This window comes from Pseudomonas sp. URMO17WK12:I9 (assembly GCF_900230165.1).
Classification (GTDB): domain Bacteria; phylum Pseudomonadota; class Gammaproteobacteria; order Pseudomonadales; family Pseudomonadaceae; genus Aquipseudomonas; species Aquipseudomonas fulva.
Genome location: NZ_OCMQ01000001.1, coordinates 888,329 through 907,521 on the forward strand (window position 1 = coordinate 888,329; position 19,193 = coordinate 907,521).

Annotated in this window: 20 protein-coding genes and 1 tRNA gene; 7 read left to right on the forward strand and 14 right to left on the reverse strand. The window is 62.8% G+C overall.

From position 1 onward, the window contains the following. Positions 1–71 precede the first annotated feature (71 nt). The 5 genes from CRP40_RS03870 to CRP40_RS03890 all read right to left on the reverse strand — a co-directional run bounded on the left by CRP40_RS03870 (position 72) and on the right by CRP40_RS03890 (position 5,152). Positions 72–1,397 (reverse strand): OprD family porin, encoded by a 1,326-nt coding sequence (locus tag CRP40_RS03870; protein ID WP_027916179.1) that lies wholly within the window; start codon positions 1,395–1,397, stop codon positions 72–74. Positions 1,398–1,462: 65 nt separating this feature from the next. Next, positions 1,463–1,861 (reverse strand): PPC domain-containing DNA-binding protein, encoded by a 399-nt coding sequence (locus CRP40_RS03875; RefSeq protein WP_027916178.1) that lies wholly within the window; start codon positions 1,859–1,861, stop codon positions 1,463–1,465. Next, positions 1,858–2,409 carry a hypothetical protein gene (locus tag CRP40_RS03880; protein WP_027916177.1) on the reverse strand — a complete coding sequence of 184 codons (552 nt, stop codon included), beginning with the start codon at positions 2,407–2,409 and terminating at the stop codon, positions 1,858–1,860. The genes CRP40_RS03875 and CRP40_RS03880 overlap by 4 nt, the downstream gene beginning before the upstream one ends. Next, positions 2,406–3,986 carry an acyl-CoA synthetase gene (locus CRP40_RS03885; RefSeq protein ID WP_027916176.1) on the reverse strand — a complete coding sequence of 527 codons (1,581 nt, stop codon included), beginning with the start codon at positions 3,984–3,986 and terminating at the stop codon, positions 2,406–2,408. Before CRP40_RS03885 ends, CRP40_RS03880 begins: the two co-directional genes overlap by 4 nt. After that, positions 3,983–5,152, reverse strand: coding sequence for an acetyl-CoA acetyltransferase (locus tag CRP40_RS03890; protein ID WP_027916175.1), 1,170 nt, complete (start codon positions 5,150–5,152; stop codon positions 3,983–3,985). The genes CRP40_RS03885 and CRP40_RS03890 overlap by 4 nt, the downstream gene beginning before the upstream one ends. Before the next feature lie 388 nt (positions 5,153–5,540). Here CRP40_RS03890 and CRP40_RS03895 point away from each other — a divergent pair, with 388 nt between their 5' ends. The 3 genes from CRP40_RS03895 to CRP40_RS03905 are packed head-to-tail and all read left to right on the forward strand — an operon-like array spanning position 5,541 to position 9,256. Next, a complete protein-coding gene (locus CRP40_RS03895) occupies positions 5,541–6,572 on the forward strand; it encodes a TRAP transporter substrate-binding protein (RefSeq protein ID WP_027916174.1) in 1,032 nt (343 codons plus the stop codon). Continuing rightward, the gene (locus tag CRP40_RS03900) at positions 6,572–8,452 is read left to right on the forward strand and encodes a TRAP transporter large permease subunit (protein ID WP_050437972.1); all 1,881 of its coding nucleotides are present in this window, start codon (positions 6,572–6,574) and stop codon (positions 8,450–8,452) included. The genes CRP40_RS03895 and CRP40_RS03900 overlap by 1 nt, the downstream gene beginning before the upstream one ends. A 12-nt stretch (positions 8,453–8,464) precedes the next feature. Next, on the forward strand, positions 8,465–9,256 hold the full coding sequence (locus tag CRP40_RS03905) for a 3-oxoacyl-ACP reductase family protein (protein ID WP_050587361.1): 792 nt from the start codon (positions 8,465–8,467) through the stop codon (positions 9,254–9,256). 69 nt (positions 9,257–9,325) lie between these two features. Here CRP40_RS03905 and CRP40_RS03910 read toward each other — a convergent pair whose 3' ends face one another. Further along, the gene (locus tag CRP40_RS03910) at positions 9,326–10,249 is read right to left on the reverse strand and encodes a LysR family transcriptional regulator (protein WP_042139073.1); all 924 of its coding nucleotides are present in this window, start codon (positions 10,247–10,249) and stop codon (positions 9,326–9,328) included. 159 nt (positions 10,250–10,408) lie between these two features. Here CRP40_RS03910 and CRP40_RS03915 point away from each other — a divergent pair, with 159 nt between their 5' ends. Beyond that, positions 10,409–11,440, forward strand: a complete 1,032-nt coding sequence (locus tag CRP40_RS03915; protein WP_081728233.1) for a sigma 54-interacting transcriptional regulator — start codon at positions 10,409–10,411, stop codon at positions 11,438–11,440. Positions 11,441–11,527: 87 nt separating this feature from the next. After that, complete coding sequence (locus CRP40_RS03920) at positions 11,528–12,310, forward strand: 3-oxoacyl-ACP reductase family protein (RefSeq protein WP_033695162.1); 783 nt, start codon at positions 11,528–11,530, stop codon at positions 12,308–12,310. A gap of 27 nt (positions 12,311–12,337) precedes the next feature. Here the strand turns inward: CRP40_RS03920 and CRP40_RS03925 are convergent, their stop codons facing one another. The 8 genes from CRP40_RS03925 to CRP40_RS03960 form a co-directional block, all read right to left on the reverse strand. Continuing rightward, the gene (locus tag CRP40_RS03925; RefSeq protein ID WP_027916169.1) at positions 12,338–13,300 is read right to left on the reverse strand and encodes a glutathione S-transferase family protein; all 963 of its coding nucleotides are present in this window, start codon (positions 13,298–13,300) and stop codon (positions 12,338–12,340) included. 94 nt (positions 13,301–13,394) lie between these two features. Continuing rightward, positions 13,395–14,396: a glycosyl transferase family protein gene (locus CRP40_RS03930; protein WP_027916168.1), complete on the reverse strand. Its 1,002-nt coding sequence runs from the start codon at positions 14,394–14,396 to the stop codon at positions 13,395–13,397. Further along, the gene (locus CRP40_RS03935) at positions 14,393–14,728 is read right to left on the reverse strand and encodes a TusE/DsrC/DsvC family sulfur relay protein (RefSeq protein WP_027916167.1); all 336 of its coding nucleotides are present in this window, start codon (positions 14,726–14,728) and stop codon (positions 14,393–14,395) included. Before CRP40_RS03935 ends, CRP40_RS03930 begins: the two co-directional genes overlap by 4 nt. Next, positions 14,725–15,021 (reverse strand): sulfurtransferase complex subunit TusB, encoded by a 297-nt coding sequence (tusB, locus tag CRP40_RS03940; RefSeq protein ID WP_027916166.1) that lies wholly within the window; start codon positions 15,019–15,021, stop codon positions 14,725–14,727. Before tusB ends, CRP40_RS03935 begins: the two co-directional genes overlap by 4 nt. Continuing rightward, positions 15,021–15,380, reverse strand: coding sequence for a sulfurtransferase complex subunit TusC (gene tusC, locus CRP40_RS03945; protein WP_027916165.1), 360 nt, complete (start codon positions 15,378–15,380; stop codon positions 15,021–15,023). Before tusC ends, tusB begins: the two co-directional genes overlap by 1 nt. Further along, complete coding sequence (gene tusD, locus CRP40_RS03950; RefSeq protein WP_027916164.1) at positions 15,381–15,773, reverse strand: sulfurtransferase complex subunit TusD; 393 nt, start codon at positions 15,771–15,773, stop codon at positions 15,381–15,383. A gap of 68 nt (positions 15,774–15,841) precedes the next feature. Continuing rightward, positions 15,842–17,221: a uracil-xanthine permease family protein gene (locus CRP40_RS03955; RefSeq protein WP_027916163.1), complete on the reverse strand. Its 1,380-nt coding sequence runs from the start codon at positions 17,219–17,221 to the stop codon at positions 15,842–15,844. A 228-nt stretch (positions 17,222–17,449) separates the two neighbouring features. Beyond that, on the reverse strand, positions 17,450–18,121 hold the full coding sequence (locus tag CRP40_RS03960; RefSeq protein ID WP_023534840.1) for a Bax inhibitor-1/YccA family protein: 672 nt from the start codon (positions 18,119–18,121) through the stop codon (positions 17,450–17,452). 133 nt (positions 18,122–18,254) lie between these two features. On the opposite strand from CRP40_RS03960, the gene CRP40_RS03965 reads away from it, so the two are divergent. Together CRP40_RS03965 and CRP40_RS03970 are read left to right on the forward strand one after the other, a co-directional pair. Then, a tRNA-Ser gene (locus tag CRP40_RS03965) sits at positions 18,255–18,342 on the forward strand. Positions 18,343–18,554: 212 nt separating this feature from the next. Then, positions 18,555–19,193, forward strand: a complete 639-nt coding sequence (locus CRP40_RS03970) for a TetR family transcriptional regulator (RefSeq protein WP_027916162.1) — start codon at positions 18,555–18,557, stop codon at positions 19,191–19,193.

Consider the following 19,193-nt stretch of genomic DNA (forward strand, 5'->3'; position numbering starts at 1 on the left):
ACCCCCCACCTGTGGGAGCGCCCCGGCAAAGCCGCTCCCACAGAGGCTGCGTGAATACGGACAACCGTGGCCTAGAACAATGGCACGGTATAGCTGACGGTCACCCGGTTCTGATCCTGTGCCCACTCGCTGGGCAATCCACTGCGTAGCATGCCATTGCGCCAGCTCAAGCCCAGCCCCTTCAGCGCACCGTCCTGCACCACATAGTCCAGGGCGATGTCACGTTCCCACTCCTTTTCATCACCGCCGGCAGTGGTGCGGATGTGCGTGCCCTTGAGGTAGGTGAGCGAGGCAATCAGGCCAGGCATGCCCAATGCCGCAAAGTTGTAGCTGTATTGGCCGAAGGTGGTGCGTTCACCTGCACGGGTGAAACTGGTCACCAGCCGGTCGGTGAACAGATACAGGCTCGAGCCCGCTGCGCCTTCGCCCGTATTGCCCTGGTTGATCTGCACGAAGTTGCCACTGTCCGAGACCCGCTGATGGCCAAGCAACACCGAGTGGCCACCAATGGCGTAAGTGAACATGGCACTCCAGGTATCATTGTCGATCTTGCCTGGGGTGTCGCCCAGGCCGGTGACGCGATACCCCGCCGCGCGCCCGCTGGCCGAGTCGTTGCGTCCATCGGCGTCGGTCTTGAAGTAGCGCAGGTCGGTGGTCAGTGACTGGTTGTCGCTCAGGGCCCAGGTGTGCACGAGCCCCGCAAAATGCTGGACGTAGTAATCCTCCAGCTGGGCGCCGTAATATTGCAGCTTCAAGGCGGGGGTGAGCTGGTAATCAGCCCCGGCAAACACAAACGCATTACTCTCGCGTGTACCGCCTGCCACGGCCAGGCCTGAGCGGTTGGTCGAGCCACGGCCGGTGGTGTGCTCCAGGCGACCCCCGGTCAGGGTCAGGCCATCGATTTCTTTGGAGGTGACGATCCCGCCTTCGAAGGTCTGTGGCAGCAAGCGCCCATCGTTGGCCACCAGAATCGGTAGTTTCGGTTGCAGCGTACCGTAGCGTGCCTCGGTCTGCGAAAAACGGACCTTGCCGGTCAAGCCCAGGCGACTCCATTCGTCCACCGCGCTGCCATCGCTGGCATCCGGGATCATCGAACTGCCTCGGTGATTGCCTGCACCGCCATCCAGGCGTAGGCCCAGCAAGCCGAGGGCGTCAACGCCAAACCCCACGGTGCCGTCGGTGAAACCCGACTTGTAGTCGAGCATGAAACCCTGCGCCCATTCGGCCGTCTTGCTTTGGCCGGCAGGGCCGGGGCGGTCGCGGTAATCGTTGTTGAAGTAGTAGTTGCGCAGGTGCAGGTTGGCTTTGCCGTCCTCGATGAAGGCCGCCTTGGCAGCCGGAACGGCCAAGGTGGTCAAGGTGAGTAGGTACAGGGGCACGTAGGGCGTTCTTGTCATTGTTTTCTTCCTGAGGGTGATAGGCGCCCAGGTAGCGGGCGCAAAGGGTGCTGCAGGGTGGGCAATCAGTCCGGCAGCCACTCCTGCAGGGTGAGCTCCACGGTGATGAAGGACAGGTTGCGGCCCCGTTGCAGGCAGCCGGCAAAGAGCTTGCCATCGGCGTCGGCGAGCACTGCCTGAAGGTGGCTTCGGCCGGCGATGACCTCACCGCTCAGGCTGAGGATCTCGATACCGGGCCCGGGTACATGAATGGCTTGATGTCCGCGCTCACCGTGGTAGCGCAGTTCGCCGTCGATCAGGCTGCCCAGCCCGCCACGGACCACGGCGCAGGCGATGCCGTGGCTGGCGCAGAGGGCTTCGGCGCTGTCGATCACATCTTCGTTGGGCTTGAGGCGGGCGACCACCAGCCGCCCGAGGCGGCCTTGCTGGACCTGCGAGGTAGTCGTGGACAGGGCAGGTGTCATGAGGCCTCCTTGATCACAGGGTGCAGCAGGTTGAAGTGGGTCTCGGTGTCAGGCTGCACCTGGTAGGCGACGTGCTCGAACAGGCATAGCCGCAGCACCAAGGGTTCGCTACCGACCACGACCCGCTGCAATACCAGGTGCCCACCGTGCTGTTGCCCAAGGCTGTCGAGCATGCCGGCGTGGCAATGCAGCAACGGGGCACCGCTGGCATCCCTGCCGACAGTCAAGGCACCGCTGATGAACGTCACAGGGCCTGTGAGCTCCACGGGCTTGCCATAGTCGTAAGGGCGTTGGCTGTCGCTCGTGGTCACCATGCGGTGGTAGGCCAAGGCGCACGCGCTGCCCCACAGCACGCGGCCGACCGCGCTCTGGTAGCGACAGCGCTCGAGCACCGCCAGCAGGCTTTCGGCCACCTGGCTGCCGGACGCAAGCTCCACGCGCAGTTCCTGGCTGCACGCCACTTCACAGTCGAGCAGCCGGGGTAGGCGGGCCGGGCCTGCGTGCTTGAAGTGGCGCACCCCGCTGCGCAATTCGAAATGGGGCCTCATGCCGGTTGCTCCGTGCCAGTCTCGAGCAACGTGCGGATGTGTTTCTTGACGATCTTGCCGTAGCCAGACTTTGGCATCTCATGCCAGCGCACGAACTGCTTGGGCCATTTGTAGCGCGCCAGACGCGGCTCCAGGTGCGCGAGCAGTTGCTCATCGCTGACCTCGGCCGTGGTAACGATCACCGCGCAACCGCATTCGCCCCATTTGTCGTCTGGCATGCCGAGTACGGCCACTTCGTTGACGGCAGGATGGGTCAGCAACGCTTCCTCCACTTCGCGTGGATACACGTTCGAGCCACCGGAGATGTACATGTCCGAGGCGCGCCCGGTGATGAACAGGTAACCGTGCGCGTCCACATGCCCCAGATCGCCGGTATGGAACCAGCCATGGCGGAAGCATTCGGCATTGGCCTGAGGGTTGTTGTAATAGCCGGCGAACACGGCCGGGCCGCGCACGCAGATTTCGCCGTCCGTACCCGTGGGCAGCTCGTGGCCTTTGTCGTCGAGAATGGCCACCTGCATGCCGGTGCGCGGGTAGCCGCAGGAACCGACCTTGGCCTGGGGGCCATCGTCGGCATCATGGCAGTCGGCGGGCAGCACCGTGATGTTGCCGGTGACCTCGCCAAGGCCGTAATACTGGACCAGCACCTTGCCCAATGTGCGCAGCGCATGGCACTGGTCCGCGCGGTACATGGGGGCGCCTGCGTAGATGACGTAGCGCAGGCTGCTGTGATCGTAACGGCTGATGGCCGGGTCTTCGGTGAGCATCTTGACGATGGTCGGTACCGTGAACAGGTTGTCGATACGGTGCTGCTGCACCAGGCGCCAGGCCTCGTCGCAGTCCAGCCGGTCCCCGACAGGGAGCACGCAAGCAGCACCCCGGGCTACGTTGACCAGTGCATGAATACCGGCCCCGTGGGACAAGGGGGCCAGTACCAGCGAACGTGACTGCTGGCTCAGGCAGGGCATCAGGTCGGCCAAGTGGTTGTTGACCACGAACGCCATTTGCCCGTGGGTCAGTACCCCTGCCTTGGGGTGCCCGGTGGTGCCCGAGGTGTAAAAGAACCAGAGCGGGTCGTTGTAGTTCACCTCGGCAGGGCGAAACCCTGGCTGAAGCTGGGCGCCTTCATCGAGCAGGGCAGCGTAGGCCAGTTCACCCGGGCGTGGCGCCGCCATGGCAATCACGGTCTGCAGTGCCGGTGATGCCTGTCGCACAGCGTCCACATAATGGCCGAAACCTTCGTCGTAGAGCATCGCTACTGCGCCGCTGGAACTGCCCAGGTAGGCGGCTTCGGGTGGGGTGATGCGCACATTGGTGGGCACCCAGACCATACCCAGGCGAAAGGCCACCCAGGCACTTTCGAACAGCGGCAGGTTGTTGCGCGAGTGCACCAGCAAGCGGTCGCCCTTGCCCAAGCCGCGTGCACGCAGCGCGGCAGCGATGCTGTCAACACGGTGCAGCAGTTGGCGCCATGACACCTGGTGATCGCCGCGAATGAAGCCTGGCAGGTCAGGCAAACGCCTAGCCACCTGGGCCAGCAACTCCCCCAGGTTCATGACATTGTCGATTCCGTTCATCGCACGCTCTCCAGAATGCTCACGTAGTTGGTCACGGCGGCCCCGCCCATGTTGAACACGCCGGCTCGGTCTGCGCGCGGCAGTTGCATGTCGCCGGCCTGGCCGGTGAGCTGCATGGCCGCCATCACGTGCATCGAGACGCCGGTCGCACCAATGGGATGGCCCTTGGACTTGAGGCCACCGGAAGGGTTGATCGGGAGCCTGCCGTCCTTGCGGCTGACGCCGTCGGCGATTACCCGTGCGCCTTGACCGCGTTCGGCCAGGCCCATGGCCTCGTATTCGAGCAGTTCGGCGATGGTGAAGCAGTCATGGGTCTCCACCAGGGACAGGTCGTCCAGCGTCAGGCGCGCCTGGCTCAGCGCCTGCTGCCAGGCACGTGCAGCGCCTTCGAATACCGTGGGGTCGCGCCGTGACAATGGCAGGAAGTCGTTGACCTGGACGGCTGCGCGAAAGCGAACGGCCTGGCCGCTCCCGGTGGGTTGATCGCCCCGGCTGATCACCAGGGCGGCCGCGCCGTCGCTGATCAGTGAACAATCACTGCGCTTGAGGGGCCCCGCCACGAAGGGGTTCTTGTCCGAGGGTGTGCGGCAGAAGTCGTAGCCCACGTCGCGGCGCATGTGCGCATACGGGTTGAGCGCGCCGTTGGCGTGGTTCTTGGCGGCGATCATGGCCAGTGCGTCGGACTGATCACCATAGCGATCGAAGTAGGCGCTGGCGATGTTGCCGAACACCCCGGCAAAGCCGTTCTCGATGTTGGCTTCTTCGGGCGTGTAGCAGCACTTGAGCAGGATCTTCCCCACCTCGGCCGTGGGCAGGCTGTTCATCTTCTCGAAGCCCACTACCAGGGCATGGCGCGATTGTCCGCTCAGCACGGCGTGCAAGGCCGAGTGAATCGCCGCTGAACCGGTGGAGCAGGCGTTCTCCACGCGCACGGCCGGAGTGAAACGCAGTGCTGGCAGGTGATTGGCGAGCAGGGCGGACGGGAAGTCCTGGTAGAGAAAACCTGCATTGAAGTGGCCGACGTGTACCGAATCGATCTGCTGTGCATCGAGCCCTGCGTGATTCAGGGCGCCGAGGGCCGCGTCAGCCATCATGTGCTCGGGGTCGATGTCGGGAAACTTGCCGAAGGGGGCGTGGTACCAGCCGTTGATGAGGGGTGAATGCATGAGAGTAATCCTCGCTCGGGGTTGGCGAGGTCGAGGGCAAGAACGGTGCCAGGCCTGCGGCAAGCGCTCTGCCACGCGCATTCGTGGCACGTTCGACGGTGGCGACGGGTAGCGAGCACGTGCTACAGGTGTCGCCTTGACTTGGCAAGCGACACCCAAGGGAGACACCTGTTACACACTCAGGCAGTGGCGAGATGCCCACTGGCACAGCAAGACGCGTCAGTGGATTTTATTTAGCATTTTAAAATCAAGCAGTTAAGCGCGTATGGCGGATGCCCACTACGCTACACCGTACATCCGCTTGAGTGTGGCACCTCTATTGCAACGTCATCTGCACCATCGCCGTATCCCACTCGATCAATAAGAACAAATAGGTCAGGAGAGCTTCATGAGCGATTTCACCCGCCGTTCCTTCATCAAGACGGCCTCCCTGGCATCGGCGGCCGTTGCCGCTGCCGGCCTGGGCCTCTACAGCACTGGTGCCCGGGCTGCCGACTTCAAACTCAAGTTTGCCAACAACCTGCCCATCAGCCACCCCATGAACGTGCGCGCCCGGGCCATGGCCAAGGCCATCAAGGAGGAGACCAACGGCGCCTTGGTGGTGCAGGTATTTCCAAGCAGCCAGCTGGGCAGCGACACCGATACTCTTGCCCAGGTGCGCTCCGGGGCGGTCGATCTGTTTTCCCTCTCGCCCGTGATCCTGGGCACCATGGTGCCGTCGGTGCAGATAAGCGCCGTAGGCTTTGCGTTCAAGGATTACCAGCAGGTGTGGAGCGCAATGGACGGTGCCTTGGGTGAGCATGTGCGCGCTGAGATCGCCAAGACCGGCACCCTGTTCGCATTCGACCACATGTGGGACAACGGCTTTCGCGTTACCACCACCAGCACCCGACCGGTCGCGAGCCCGGACGACTTGCGCGGCATGAAGCTGCGTGTTCCGCCCAGCCCGATCATCATGTCGATCTTCCGCGCTCTGGAAGCTGCGCCGACCAGCATCAACTTCGCCGAAGTGTATTCGGCCTTGCAGACCCGGATCGTCGAAGGGCAGGAAAACCCCATGACCCTGGTATCGACGGCCAAACTTTACGAAGTGCAGAAATATTGCTCGCTGACCAACCATGTGTGGGATGGCTTCTGGATGCTCGGCAACAGTGCCTCGATCGGGCGCCTGCCGGCGGATATGCAGGCGATCCTGCGCAAGCACATCGACGCGGCGGTGATGGGCCAACGCCAGGACCTGGCCAAGCTCGAAGGCAGTACCCGCGATACCTTGAAAGGACAAGGCCTGGAACTGGTCGAGGCGCCTGCCGATCCGTTTCGCGACAAGCTGCGCAGTGCCAATTACTACGCCGATTGGCACGACAAGTTCGGCGACCAGGCCTGGAGCATCCTTGAACAATACGCCGGGAAGCTGGCGTGATGCGCGCGCCAGCGCTACCGGCCTCCACCGTTTCGCAGCGCCTGCCGGCCCGGGTGCTCATCTGCCTCAACCAGTGGGCCATGCGCCTGGTGGGCGTGATCGCGGTTGCCCTGATGGTGATCGAGACCTGCGTGCTGCTGGCCGGCGTGATTGCCCGCTACGTGCTACATAGCCCATTGATCTGGTCCGACGAACTGGCCTCGTCGTTGTTCATCTGGCTGGCGATGTTCGGCGCCGTACTGGCGCTGGACCGCGGCGAGCACATGCGCATGTCGGCGCTGGTCAACAAGCTGCCGCAGGCCTGGCGCGGTTTCAGCGAAACCTTGTCGGCACTGATCGTCTGCCTGTTCGTGGCGATGATCATCTCGCCGGCCATGCAGCATTCCCACGAACAGATGTGGATCACCACCCCGGCGCTAGGCATTCCCGATGGCGTGCGTGCTGCGGCGCTGCCCGTTGGAGCTGTGCTGATGCTGCTGGCGGCCGTCGCGCGCATGGCCCGTTATTCGACCGTGCGCCAGTTCATGGCCGGGTTGGCAGTCGTGGCTACGGTAGCCGCCGCTTTGTGGCTGGCGCAGCCGGTACTGGCAGCGATGGGCAACTACAACCTGGTGGTGTTTTTCCTGGTGCTGCTGGGCGCCTGCGTGTTCGGCGGCATCCCCATTGCCTTTGCGTTCGGCACGGCGACCATGGCTTACCTGGCCCTGGCGACCCACGCGCCCCTGTCGATCGTGGTCGGTCGCATGGACGAAGGCATGTCGCACATGGTCCTGCTGGCCGTGCCGCTGTTCGTGTTGCTGGGTGTGGTGCTGCAGTTGTCGGGCATGGCCCGCACGCTCATCGACTTCATGGCCTCGCTGCTGGGGCACGTGCGTGGCGGTCTGCAATACGTGCTGTTGGGGGCGATGTTCCTGGTGTCGGGTATTTCAGGGTCGAAGGTTGCCGACATGGCGGCAGTGGCCCCAGCGCTGTTTCCTGAAATGAAGCGGCGCGGATCCAAGCCTGAAGAGTTGGCAGCGCTGTTGTCGGCCACAGGGGCGATGACCGAGACGATTCCGCCAAGCTTGGTGCTGATCACCATCGGTGCGGTGTGCAGCGTGTCGATCACGGCGCTGTTCATTGGCGGGTTGATGCCTGCGGTGGTGGCCACCCTGGCCATTGCGGTGGTGTGCTGGTGGCGCTCGCGCAAGGACGAAGCGCCGGCGATTGCGCGGGCACCCTTGTCCCGCGTGGCCAAGACGTTCCTGGTTGCCCTGCCGGCTCTGGCGCTGCCGTTGCTGATCCGGGTGGCGGTGCTGGAAGGGGCGGCCACCGCGACCGAAGTCTCGACCATCGGTGTGGCCTACGTGGTGCTGGTGGGGCTGGTGATGCACCTGTTCATGCGCCATATCGAATGGCGCCGGCTGTACCCGATGTTGCTGGAAGCGGCGGCCTTGTCCGGGGCGATCCTGCTGATCATCGGCATGGCCTCGGCGATGGCCTGGGCGCTGACCCAATCGGGCTTCTCGCAGTCGCTGGTAGAACTGATCGAGGACATACCCGGCGGGGTGATGGGGTTCATGGTGGTGACCATCCTCACCTTCCTGATTTTGGGCAGTGTGCTGGAGGGTATCCCGGCCATCGTGCTGTTCGGCCCGCTGATGTTCCCCCTGGCCGAAATGCTCGGCATCCACCCGGTGCACTACGCCATGGTCGTGATCCTGGCCATGGGCATCGGCTTGTTCGCACCGCCTTTGGGTGTGGGTTTCTACGCTGCGTGCGCCATCAGCAAGACGTCATCCGATCATGTCATTCGCCGCGTCTGGGGGTACCTCGGGGCGTTGCTGGTGGCGCTGGTGATCGTTGCCTGTTTCCCGTGGATTTCCATCGGTTTCCTTTAAGAGAGCGCTGACATGAGCCAATTTGCGAAAAAGACTTTGCCTGCAACTGCCGTGGGCCGCGTGGCGCTGGTCACCGGTGCGGCCATGGGGATAGGCGCGGCCATCGCTGAACGCCTGGGGCATGATGGCCACACGGTGGTGGTGGCCGATATCGACCTGCAGTCTGCCGAGCTCAGGGTGGAGGGGTTGCGCGAGCAGGGCATCGATGCCTTGGCGCTGGTGATCGACATCGGTGATGCAGCGTCGATCACGGCCTTGTTCGATGAGCTGCGCGCGCGCTGCGGGCGCTGTGATGTATTGGTCAACAATGCCGGTATCGCTCGCACCCAGTCATTTCTGGACACGGACCTGGAAGGCTGGCAGCGGCTGATGAACGTCAACCTGACCGGCACGCTGCTGTGCAGCCAGCACGCTGCGCAGGTGATGCGCGAACACGGGTGGGGACGCATCATCAACGTTGCCTCCATCAGCGGCATGCGGGCGAGCATGGGGCGCACCGCGTATGGCACGTCGAAGGCAGCGGTGATCGGCCTGACCCGGCAGATGGCCATCGAACTGGCCGAACATGGCATTACGGTAAACGGCATTGCCCCGGGCCCGGTGGACACGCCCTTGACGCAGACACTGCATTCTGCGGCGACACGCGAATCCTATGCCCGTGCGGTGCCTTTGCGCCGTTATGGCACACCGGCGGAGATGGCGGGGGCGGTGGCGTTTCTTGCGTCCGATGATGCGTCCTACATCAGTGGGCATGTGATCCCGGTGGACGGGGGGTTCATGGCGTCCGGGATTCTGGAGATTTGAGCGGGGGCTGCCGAGCAGCCCCAGGATTTCGGCCTCACATGACAATTCGCCGGCTTCCAGATCAGTTCCTCACTGCTCTGCGCCGCGTTGCGCCTCATCCTCCCGAGTCGCCTGTTCCCCGGCTTGCAGGGCCGTCTCGACGAAGGTGGCAATGCAGGGGTTGTGGTTGTCGGCCTTCCACACGGCCACCACTTCGATGACCGGTGCTTCGCGCAGGGGCCTGAAGCTGGTGCTGGCCAGGCGCATGTTGCGCATCGACCGGGGGACCATAGCCACCCCCAGGCCTTCGCCCACCAGGTTGACGATGGTCTGCTGCATGTTGATCTCAAGGCCGATGTTCGGGGTGACCCCATGCTGGAGGCAGTAGTTGCAGATCATGTCATGCAGGGCAGGAGCAATACGCCGTGGCACGATGATGAAGGTTTCACCGGCAAGCTCACGTGGCTCCACAACGGTTTGCTCGGCCAGGCGGTGGCCGGGCGGCAGTACCAGGGTCATTTCCTCGCGGTATAACGTGACGGTTTCCAGGCCCGTGCAGTCCTGAGGCCGGTACATGATCGCTACATCCTTGTTGCCGCTGGTGATGTCCTGGGCCAGGTCCAATGGCAGCGTCTCGGTCAATTTCAAGTTCACCTGGGGAAACAGCGCGGCATAACGGCGGGTGATCGCCGGAGTGATGCTGTAGGCGGTGGACATCATGAACCCCACGGAAAGCGCCCCCGCCGCACCGCGCGCGGCGGCCAGGGCATTGCGCTTGGCTTGCTCGAAGGCGGCGAACACCGTGCCGGTGTCGAGGTAGAAACGCTGGCCGGCCTCCGTCAGCTCGACCCTGCGCCGTGAACGGTCGAACAGCTTGACCCCCAGCTCTTCTTCCAACAGCGCGATCTGCCGCGACAACGGTGGCTGTGAAATATGCAAGCGCTCGGCCGCGCGGCCGAAGTGAAGGGTTTCGGCCAGCGTGCGGAAATACTGCAGATGCCTCAGCTCGATCATGATGCTCTCGAAGGTATCAGTCGATGCATGATTATGTATTGGAAAATATAACTGCGCCTCCCTAATGTGAACCGTGCAACGTCATTCGGCCCAGGCGGTGTCACAAGCCCGCCCGTCGACATAGTCAAAAGCTATAGAACAAGAAAAAAGGTGACGCTAATGACCGCTTGTAACCCTGCCGTGCGTGCGCCCCAACCCGTCGTGGAGGCGTGCAACATCGCTCAAGACAGTGACCCTGGAGTGCGCCAGGCCTTCAACCGGGCCTTGCGGCTGATGGAGCGTGGCATCGCCGTACTGATCCGCGGAGAGACCGGTACCGGCAAGGAAATCCTCGCCCGCGCTCTGCATGCACACAGTCAGCGCCGCGCGGCGCCATTGGTGGCGCTCAATTGCGCATCCATTCCCGAAACCCTCATCGAAAGCGAGCTGTTCGGCTACAGCCGCGGGGCGTTTTCGGGTGCTCTGCCGGGCGGCAAGAAAGGCAAGGTTCAGCAAGCCGATGGCGGCGTGCTGTTTCTCGATGAAATCGGCGACATGCCCCTGGAACAACAGACGCGCCTGCTACGGGTGATTGCCGAACGTGAGGTGACGCCCCTGGGTGCCGAGCGCAGCATCCCGGTCAACTTCGCACTGGTCTGCGCGACGCACCAGGACCTCTCGGCGCGTGTTGCCGAGGGCAGTTTCCGCGAGGACCTGTTCTATCGCATCGCCACAGGCGTAGTGCAGTTACCGCCGCTGCGCGAGCGTCAGGACCGTGGTGAGCTGCTGTGCAACATGGTGGCCCATGAGCTTCCAGGCTGTGACCCTCGCCAGGTACTGGCGCAGGTGTGGAGTTTGCTGATGGCCCATACCTGGCCTGGGAATCTGCGCCAGATGCGGGCGGTCGTGCGCTACGCCTGCGCAGTGATGGAAGGCCCGCGTATGCTGCACAGCGACCTGCCGCTGGACGTTCTCGAGCAGTGCCAGGCCCCGGCTGCGTTGCCTGCCAACATCACACCCATCCGCCGGGCGGCCCCGTTAGGCGATGAGCGCAGTGACGTGTTGCACGCTTTGCAGAGCTGCCACTGGAACATGTCGGCGGCGGCCCGCGCTCTGGGGATTTGCCGGCCCTCGTTGTACCGGGTGATGCGCCGGCTGGACATTCCCCCGCTCAAGGAGCAATTAGCGCTCGGCGCCTGCGGCACCGCCTGATGCCCTGACCCTCCAACACCTTTGACGACCGCCTGCTGCCAATGAGCAGGCGCGCCTGGCTGCGGCCACTTTCGATGGATGACGATCATGAGCACTCCCGTTGTGCATGCTGCACTCAATTTCACCCTGACCGGCCGCACGGCCCTGGTAACGGGCGCTGCCCGTGGCATTGGCCATGCGATCGCCATGGCACTGGGCCAGGCCGGTGCACGAGTAGGGGTGTGCGATTTGGATGCCGAGGCGGCCGAGGCGGCTGCGGCTCGGTTGCGAGAAGTCGGGATCGAGGCTGTTGGGGTGGGAGCGGATGTTGCCGATGAGGCCCAGGTGCAGGCTATGGTGGGCCAGGTGCAAGCTATGTTGGGAGGGGTCGACATCCTGGTGAACAACGCAGGGATCGTTTCGACCGGCCCCTTGCTGGAGGTCACCACTGCGGAATGGAACCGGGTAATGGCCATTGACCTGAACAGCGTGTTTTTCTGCGCCAAGGCCGTGCTGCCGGGCATGATGGCGCGCCAGAGTGGGCGCATCATCAATATCGCGTCGGTGGCAGGCAAGCGTGGGGGGGGCTTGCTGGGCAATAGCTGCTACGCGGCAGCCAAGGGCGCGGTGATCGCGTTGACCAAAGGGCTGGCGCGAGAAGCCGGCCCCTATGCCATCACCGTCAATGCCGTGTCGCCGGCGCTGACCGACACCGAGATGACCAGCGCGCTAGCGCCTCAGGCCAGGGCCGAAGTGCTCGCACAGATGCCGCTTGGCCGCGCCGGCACGCCGCGCGACATCGCCGCCGCCGTATGCTTCCTGGCCTCGCGGGAGGCCGGGTTCGTGACCGGCGAGATCATGGACGTCGATGGCGGGTTCATGCGCGACTGATGCCATCTGGCCAGGGCACAGGCTGATTCAGCTCCCACCCCATATACCCTTCCCGGGCAAGCGAGCGCGATCGTGGGGCAGGCTGAAGTCCAACAGCGGCCCCTTTGGCACGATCCCGTTGGGGTTGATGGTGGTGTGGCTGAGGTAGTAGTGGTTCTGGATGTGCTGCATGTTTACCGTGTCGGCTACCCCTGGCCATTGGTACAACTCCCGCAGCCAGTGGGTCAGGTTGGGGTAGTCGCTCAGACGGCGCAGGTTGCACTTGAAATGGCCGTGGTAAACGGCATCGAAGCGTACCGCCGTGGTGAACAGGCGTACGTCGGCCTCGGTGAGGTACTCGCCTGCCAGGTAGCGATGTCGGCTGAGCACGTCTTCGAGGTGATCCCACTCGCTGAACACCTCGTCGAAGGCCGCTTCGTAGGCCTGCTGTGTCGTCGCGAAGCCGGCGCGGTAGACGCCGTTGTTGATCGCCGGGTAAATGCGTTCGTTCAAGGCGTCGATGTCCGCTCGCAACGGCTGCGGGTAGAAGTCGAGCAGGTTGCCGGTCAGCGAATTGAAGTCATGGTTGAACATCCGCACGATCTGCGCCGACTCGTTATTGACGATGCGGTTTTCGTGCTTGTCCCACAGCACCGGCACCGTCACGCGGCCAGTGTAATGGGGATCGTCCTGGGTGTAGCGCTGGTGCATGTACTTGAGCCCATCGAGGTGATCGCCGGATGAGCCGTTCTGGCGGTCGAAGGTCCAGCCGTCACCTTGCATCAGCCAGCTGACCACCGAGACGTCGATCAGCGGCTCAAGGCCTTTGAGCGCGCGCATGATCAGGGTGCGATGCGCCCAGGGGCAGGCCAGCGAAACGTACAGGTGGTAACGACCCGACTCGGCGGCAGGCAGCGGGTTGCGCCGCTGCGAGTCTTCACGCTTGAACGCGCCGTCCTTGCCGTTTTCATACCACTGGTCATGCCAGCGACCGTCGACCAACAGGCCCATGATGAGCTCCTTAACAAAAGCGATTTGTCGTTGGAGCTCAGTCTAGAGAAAGACGTTCGAACCAATAGCGCAAAGAGTGGGGCGGTATGATCGGTTAAATCGATCGATCGCGATCAGCCCACCACCCTTGCGCGTGGGCAAACGCCTGCTCGCGGTCTTGCCCCAACCCGCGAAGCGCCAGCGCCATTGTGGCCAGCACCGCTTTTTGGGCATAGCTGTCTTCGACTTCACCACGCCAGAAGGCCAGCACGTGCTCGGGCTCAAGCGATGCCGGCTTGACGTGCCGACGCTCGCTCAGCGCAGGCCATTCTTCGTCCCAGGCCTTACCGTCAGTGGTGCCGTAGAGATGGCTGATGACATCCGGGTTGATCTCGATTTCGCCACCGTCACCTTTGATCACTACCGCATGATCGCCCAACAACCGACTGGCCTCGCGGTGTACGGCCTGGTAACCCGGGTGGAAGATGCTCTGCAGGCCACAGCGTGCGCCGAGCGGGTTCAGCACCCGTGCGAGGGAATGGATCGGCGAGCGCAGGCCCAGGGTGTTACGCAGGTCGATCATGCGCTGAAGTTGAGGCGCCCAGTCCTGCAGTGGGAAAAAAGCCAGGTGGTGATGGTCCAGGGCCTCACTGACAGCCTGCCAATCGCGGCACAGGGGAATGTGCAACAGCGCGAGCAGTTGCTCGCTGTACAGGCGGCCTGCGGTGTGCGCGCCGCCACCGTGCATCAGAATACGCACCCCATTGCCGGCCAAACACTTGGCTGCCAACAGGTACCACGGCAAATGGCGCTTCTTGCCGGCATAGCTCGGCCAGTCGATGTCCACTGCAATGGCAGGCGCTTGCAGGTGCGCGCGCAGCGCTTCGGTGAAGCCGGCGAGCTCTTCTGCGCTTTCTTCCTTGTGCCTTAGCAGCATGAGGAAGGCGCCCAGCTGCGCGTCTTCGACTTTACCTTCCAGCAGCAAAGCCATGGCGGCGCGGGCTTCTTCGCGTGTCAGGCCGCGCGCGCCACGCTTGCCTTTGCCAAGGATGCGTACGTACTCGGCGAAGGGGTGTTCAGCGGGGGTTTCCAGGGTCAGTGGGCGAGGGCTGGTCATATGCAATTGGTCGGCTTGGGCAGGCCCGCCAGCTTGGCGGCAAGTTTGGCGGGAGTGCCATTGAACAGGCGATTCAGATGGGCGCTGTTGCCCTTTTCCGGGCCCAGCTTGAGCGCTGCGTATTTGATCAGCGGGCGCGTGGCGGGCGAGAGCTGGTACTCCTGGTAGAACGTGCGCAGCAATGACAGGATTTCCCAGTGGTCAGGCGTCAGGGCAATACCTTCGTGGGTGGCCAAGCCTTGCGCGGTGGCCGGTGACCAGTCCTCAAGGTTGACCAGAAAGCCGTCCTTGTCCAGGGCAATGGCATTGCCTTCGATATCGAGCGTGTTCATAACCAGCTGTTGACCTTGTCATGGTGCAGGGACAGCGCAACGAAGCCTGGGTAGTCGACCGTCGTTGCCAGCGAGGAAGAGATGGCCCTGGCTTGCATGTCTTCTTCCAGGGCATAGAGGCGACCGACCAACTCGGCCTGCTCTAGCAGACGCAAAGGCTCGCTGCCCGAGAGCAGGGCGTAGACCGCATCGCCACACAGCAGTACGGCGTCTTCGCTGCCCAGCAAGCGCAGGCAGCTGTGAAGGCGTTCGTCACCAAACGGGGAGTGGGCTATTACATGCAGGGTTGTCATCAGAGCGTCACCACTTGGTCGAACTGTGCGATCAATGCCGCAAGCTGCGCATCGTCGAGTACCTCTACCGGCAGGCCAAGGCTTGCGTGGGCCATGCCGCGCCGTGCCAGGCTGTGGCCACAGGCGTACAGCGCGTCCACGCCGAACATGGGCAATGCCTGCAGGTTCGCCGCCAGGTTTTTTTGCTCAAGGGCGGTGGGGTGCTGGTCGCAGGCAAGCTGGAACACGCCATCGTCCAGAAACAACATGCCCAGCGGCAGATCGAAGGCGCCGCCGGCCAGGACGATATCCAGCGCTTCGCGAGCAGACAGCCCGCTCCAGGGCGCCTGGCGACTGATGATCAACATGGACTTGGCCATTCAATCGCCTCCAAAGCAGATCAGCCGGTCGGCCGTTTGCGCGGCTTCATGCAGCTGACCGAGCCCGGACAGTTCATAGGGTTGCTGCAGGTTCACGGCAGGGCGCTGATAGCGGCTGGCTTCGCGTTCGTCCAATACGCCACGGCGCAGGGCAGCGGCGATGCACACCACCGCATCCAGCTGGTTGGCCTGTAGGAACGTGCGCCATTGCTGCGCGATGTCCTGTTCGTCCTGAGGGGCTACCACATTGGATGAAGCACTGTGCACACCGTCCTGGTAGAAGAACAAGCGGGTGATGCCGTGCCCGGCAGCCAACGCTGCCTCGGCAAAGCGCAGCGCCCGGCGGGAAGCGGGCGCCTGTGCGGGGGAAAACACCGCGATAGCGAATTTCATGGCGAACTCGTGCTATGGAATCGCGCCATGATAAACAAAAAGGCCTGGCTGCTGCAGGCCTGTGGTCGTCAGGCCTTCTCCCTGCCCTCGGGCAAGAACCAGTTCAGGACCAAAGCACAGATGCCTCCGGTGGCAACCCCCGACTCCATCACATTGCGAATCGCCGCTGGCATATGGGCGAGGAACTCGGGTACCTGTGCCACGCCTAGGCCCAAGGCCAGCGATACGGCGATGATCAACAGGGCGCGGCGATCGAGGCGGGTGCTGGCCAGGATATTGATACCCGAAGCTGCCACGGCACCGAACATGACCATGGCCGCGCCGCCCAGCACAGGCTCCGGAACCGCCTGGATCACCCCGGCAACGCTGGGGAACAAGCCGAGCAGTATGAGCATCGCCGCAATCCATACGCCGATGTGACGGCTGGCGATACCCGTCAGCTGAATGACCCCGTTGTTCTGGGCGAAGATCGAGCTTGGGAACGTGTTGAACACGCCAGCCAGCAGTGAGTTGGCGCCGTTGACCAGCACGCCGCCCTTGATCCGTTGCATCCACACCGGACCTTCCACGGGCTGGCGCGAGACCTTGCTGGTGGCCGTCACATCACCGATGGCCTCCAGAGAGGTCACCAGGTAGATCACCAGCATCGGGATGAACAGTGCCCAGGAAAAACCGAGGCCAAAGTGCAAAGGTGTCGGCACTTGGAAGAGCGCGGCCTCATGCATGCCGGTAAAGTCCAGGCGGCCCAGGTAGCCGGCCAGGGCATAGCCCGCCGCCAGTGCGATGACGATGGCGCAACTGCGCAGCCAGACCACCGGTATGCGGTTGAGGATGACGATGATTGCCAACACCACGCCTGACAGCAGCAGGTTCTCGCCGTTGGCAAAGGTCCCGTTGGCCATGGCGCCAAAACCACCGCCCATGCTGATCAGGCCGACCTTGATCAGGGTCAGGCCAATCATCAGCACAACAATACCGGTCACCAGCGGGGTGATCAGCCGTTTGACGAAAGGCAAGATGCGCGAGACGCCCATCTCGACGAAAGAGCCTGCAATCACCACGCCGAAGATGGCGGCCATGACGCCTTCTACAGGCGTGCCTTGCTTGACCATCAAGGCCCCGCCGGCAATCAGCGGGCCGACGAAGTTGAAGCTGGTGCCTTGCACGATCAGTAGGCCGGCGCCGAAGGGGCCGAAGCGTTTGCACTGGATGAAGGTGGCGATGCCGGAGATGACCAGGGACATGGACACGATCAGGTTGGTATCACGGGCAGAGACGCCCAACGCCTGGCAGATCAGCAGGCCAGGAGTGACGATGGGCACAATGATTGCCAGCAGGTGTTGCAGCGCTGCCAGCAAGCCGATGAGCAGCCGCGGCTTGTCTTCCAGACCCAGTACCAGTTCGTTGTCAGGCGCTGTCGCACCTGGGCTGTGTTCCTGTGAGCTCATTGCGCAGCGCTGCCCGTCTATAAAAAAGGAGCGCATTCTACGGGCAGAATGGGGAATGCGGTAGGGGAATGCCGGTTAGCCGCCTGTTCGGCGATCATCGCCTTCGTTACCTGACTTTTAAGTCAATAAGTCTGAGCGCAGCCACCGCTTTGCGACTGTGCATGTTCGGTAGAAACGGCAGGGACAAAAAAGCCCGCGTAGGCGGGCTTCTTCACACACGTCGTTGTATCAGTCGTCACGACCCATGATGCCGAACAGCTGCAGCAGGCTGATGAACAGGTTGTAGATCGAAACGTACAAGCTGATGGTCGCCATGATGTAGTTGCGCTCACCACCGTGGATGATGGCGCTGGTCTGGAACAGGATGCACACCGACGAGAACAGCACGAAGCCGGCGCTGATGGCCAGTTGCAGGCCGCTGATCTGGAAGAAGAAGCTGGCCACGACCGCACCCAGCAGGACGAAGAAGCCTGCGGTGATGAAGCCGCTGAGGAAGCTCATGTCCTTGCGGGTGATCAGCACATAGGCCGACAGGCCACCGAACACCAGCGCCGTCATGGCGAAGGCCGAACTGACGACTTCAGCGCCGCCGCTCATGCCCAGGTAGCGGTTGAGGATAGGGCCGAGAATGAAGCCCATGAAACCGGTGAGGGCGAAGGTGGAGACCAGGCCCCATACCGAGTCGCGCAGCTTGGCGGTGAGGAAGAACAGGCCATAGAAGCCGATCAGCACGACGAATACGTTCGGGTACGCGAACCGCATCTGCTGTGAGATGAAGGCCATCAGGCCGCTGAAAGCGAGGGTCAGTGCCAGCAGGCTGTACGTGTTGCGCAGGACCTTGCTGATCTCCTGCTGCTCGACCTGCTGGCCGTGGTGTACGGCATAATCCTGTTCGCGCATGGCGACACTCCTTGGTGAACCTGAGATATGAAACGTCGAAGATGGTAGGAGTCTACCAGAGCTCCTGCAACCCGCGACACAGAGAGTTTGACAGCGTGTTTCATTCCGGTATTATGGCGGCCGCAAAGCAGCTGGAAGCGTGGCCGAGTGGTTTAAGGCAACGGTCTTGAAAACCGTCGATGGGCAACTATCCTAGAGTTCGAATCTCTACGCTTCCGCCACTACTCTCTACAAAAAAGCCCTGACAATTCAGGGCTTTTTTGTGTCCGAACGATTTCCGCCTTTTGCCCAAGCCCTGCTCGTGTCCGTCGTTGCCAATCGCAGTACTTGAGTCACACCTCCCTCGCTCGCACCGATCCTCTCGCCCAAAGGCTACGCAATACCCATCTACTATGGCAGTGTGACTCCCCTCGTCACCTCCACAGGGACCTCCATGCAAACGCGCAAAACCGGTATCCGTGCCCAACAGGCCGACCGCACCCGGGACAACATCCTCAAGGCTGCCGTACAGGTCTTCAGCAGGGAAGGCTTCGCCGGTGGGCGCGTCGAGCAGATTTCCAGCCTGGCGAAATCCAACGACCGAATGATCTACTACTACTTCGGCAACAAGGAAAAGCTGTTCATCAGTGTGCTGGAGCACATCTATGCCAGCTTCAACCAGGCCGAAGCCGGGCTGCAGCTGGACTTGGCCAACCCTGAACAGGCGGTGCGTGCGCTGGTGGCATTCATTTGGGATTATTACGTGCAACACCCCGAATTCGTCACCCTGCTGGCCACTGAGAACCTTCACCAAGGCGAGCATGCGCGCAAGTCGCAAAACCTCAAGGCCTTGTCGGGCGAAGCGGTTGGCGTGCTGCGGCCGATCATCGACGCGGGCCAGGCGAAAGGCCTGTTTCGCGACGACATCGACATCACCCACGCCTACCTGATGATTGCTTCGCTCTGCTATTTCTATAACTCCAACCGCCATACGCTCAGTTCGTTCTTGGCCGTGGACCTGGCAGACCCCAAGGCCAAGGCCGACTGGTTGGCGTTCATCAGTGACCTTGTCCTGCGCGGTCTGCGCCGCTGA

What these genes read in the sequence shown, in the direction of transcription:
- CRP40_RS03910 (WP_042139073.1), bottom strand. Translation starts at nt 10,249, where the DNA reads ATGATCGAGCTGAGGCATCTGCAGTATTTCCGCACGCTGGCCGAAACC.
- tusC (WP_027916165.1), bottom strand. Translation starts at nt 15,380, where the DNA reads ATGGCCAAGTCCATGTTGATCATCAGTCGCCAGGCGCCCTGGAGCGGG.
- CRP40_RS03960 (WP_023534840.1), bottom strand. Translation starts at nt 18,121, where the DNA reads ATGCGCGAACAGGATTATGCCGTACACCACGGCCAGCAGGTCGAGCAG.
- tusD (WP_027916164.1), bottom strand. Translation starts at nt 15,773, where the DNA reads ATGAAATTCGCTATCGCGGTGTTTTCCCCCGCACAGGCGCCCGCTTCC.
- CRP40_RS03935 (WP_027916167.1), bottom strand. Translation starts at nt 14,728, where the DNA reads ATGAACACGCTCGATATCGAAGGCAATGCCATTGCCCTGGACAAGGAC.
- CRP40_RS03970 (WP_027916162.1), top strand. Translation starts at nt 18,555, where the DNA reads ATGCAAACGCGCAAAACCGGTATCCGTGCCCAACAGGCCGACCGCACC.
- CRP40_RS03895 (WP_027916174.1), top strand. Translation starts at nt 5,541, where the DNA reads ATGAGCGATTTCACCCGCCGTTCCTTCATCAAGACGGCCTCCCTGGCA.
- CRP40_RS03885 (WP_027916176.1), bottom strand. Translation starts at nt 3,986, where the DNA reads ATGAACGGAATCGACAATGTCATGAACCTGGGGGAGTTGCTGGCCCAG.
- CRP40_RS03870 (WP_027916179.1), bottom strand. Translation starts at nt 1,397, where the DNA reads ATGACAAGAACGCCCTACGTGCCCCTGTACCTACTCACCTTGACCACC.
- CRP40_RS03915 (WP_081728233.1), top strand. Translation starts at nt 10,409, where the DNA reads ATGACCGCTTGTAACCCTGCCGTGCGTGCGCCCCAACCCGTCGTGGAG.
- CRP40_RS03875 (WP_027916178.1), bottom strand. Translation starts at nt 1,861, where the DNA reads ATGACACCTGCCCTGTCCACGACTACCTCGCAGGTCCAGCAAGGCCGC.
- CRP40_RS03900 (WP_050437972.1), top strand. Translation starts at nt 6,572, where the DNA reads ATGCGCGCGCCAGCGCTACCGGCCTCCACCGTTTCGCAGCGCCTGCCG.
- CRP40_RS03920 (WP_033695162.1), top strand. Translation starts at nt 11,528, where the DNA reads ATGAGCACTCCCGTTGTGCATGCTGCACTCAATTTCACCCTGACCGGC.
- CRP40_RS03930 (WP_027916168.1), bottom strand. Translation starts at nt 14,396, where the DNA reads ATGACCAGCCCTCGCCCACTGACCCTGGAAACCCCCGCTGAACACCCC.
- CRP40_RS03905 (WP_050587361.1), top strand. Translation starts at nt 8,465, where the DNA reads ATGAGCCAATTTGCGAAAAAGACTTTGCCTGCAACTGCCGTGGGCCGC.
- CRP40_RS03955 (WP_027916163.1), bottom strand. Translation starts at nt 17,221, where the DNA reads ATGAGCTCACAGGAACACAGCCCAGGTGCGACAGCGCCTGACAACGAA.
- tusB (WP_027916166.1), bottom strand. Translation starts at nt 15,021, where the DNA reads ATGACAACCCTGCATGTAATAGCCCACTCCCCGTTTGGTGACGAACGC.
- CRP40_RS03880 (WP_027916177.1), bottom strand. Translation starts at nt 2,409, where the DNA reads ATGAGGCCCCATTTCGAATTGCGCAGCGGGGTGCGCCACTTCAAGCAC.
- CRP40_RS03890 (WP_027916175.1), bottom strand. Translation starts at nt 5,152, where the DNA reads ATGCATTCACCCCTCATCAACGGCTGGTACCACGCCCCCTTCGGCAAG.
- CRP40_RS03925 (WP_027916169.1), bottom strand. Translation starts at nt 13,300, where the DNA reads ATGGGCCTGTTGGTCGACGGTCGCTGGCATGACCAGTGGTATGAAAAC.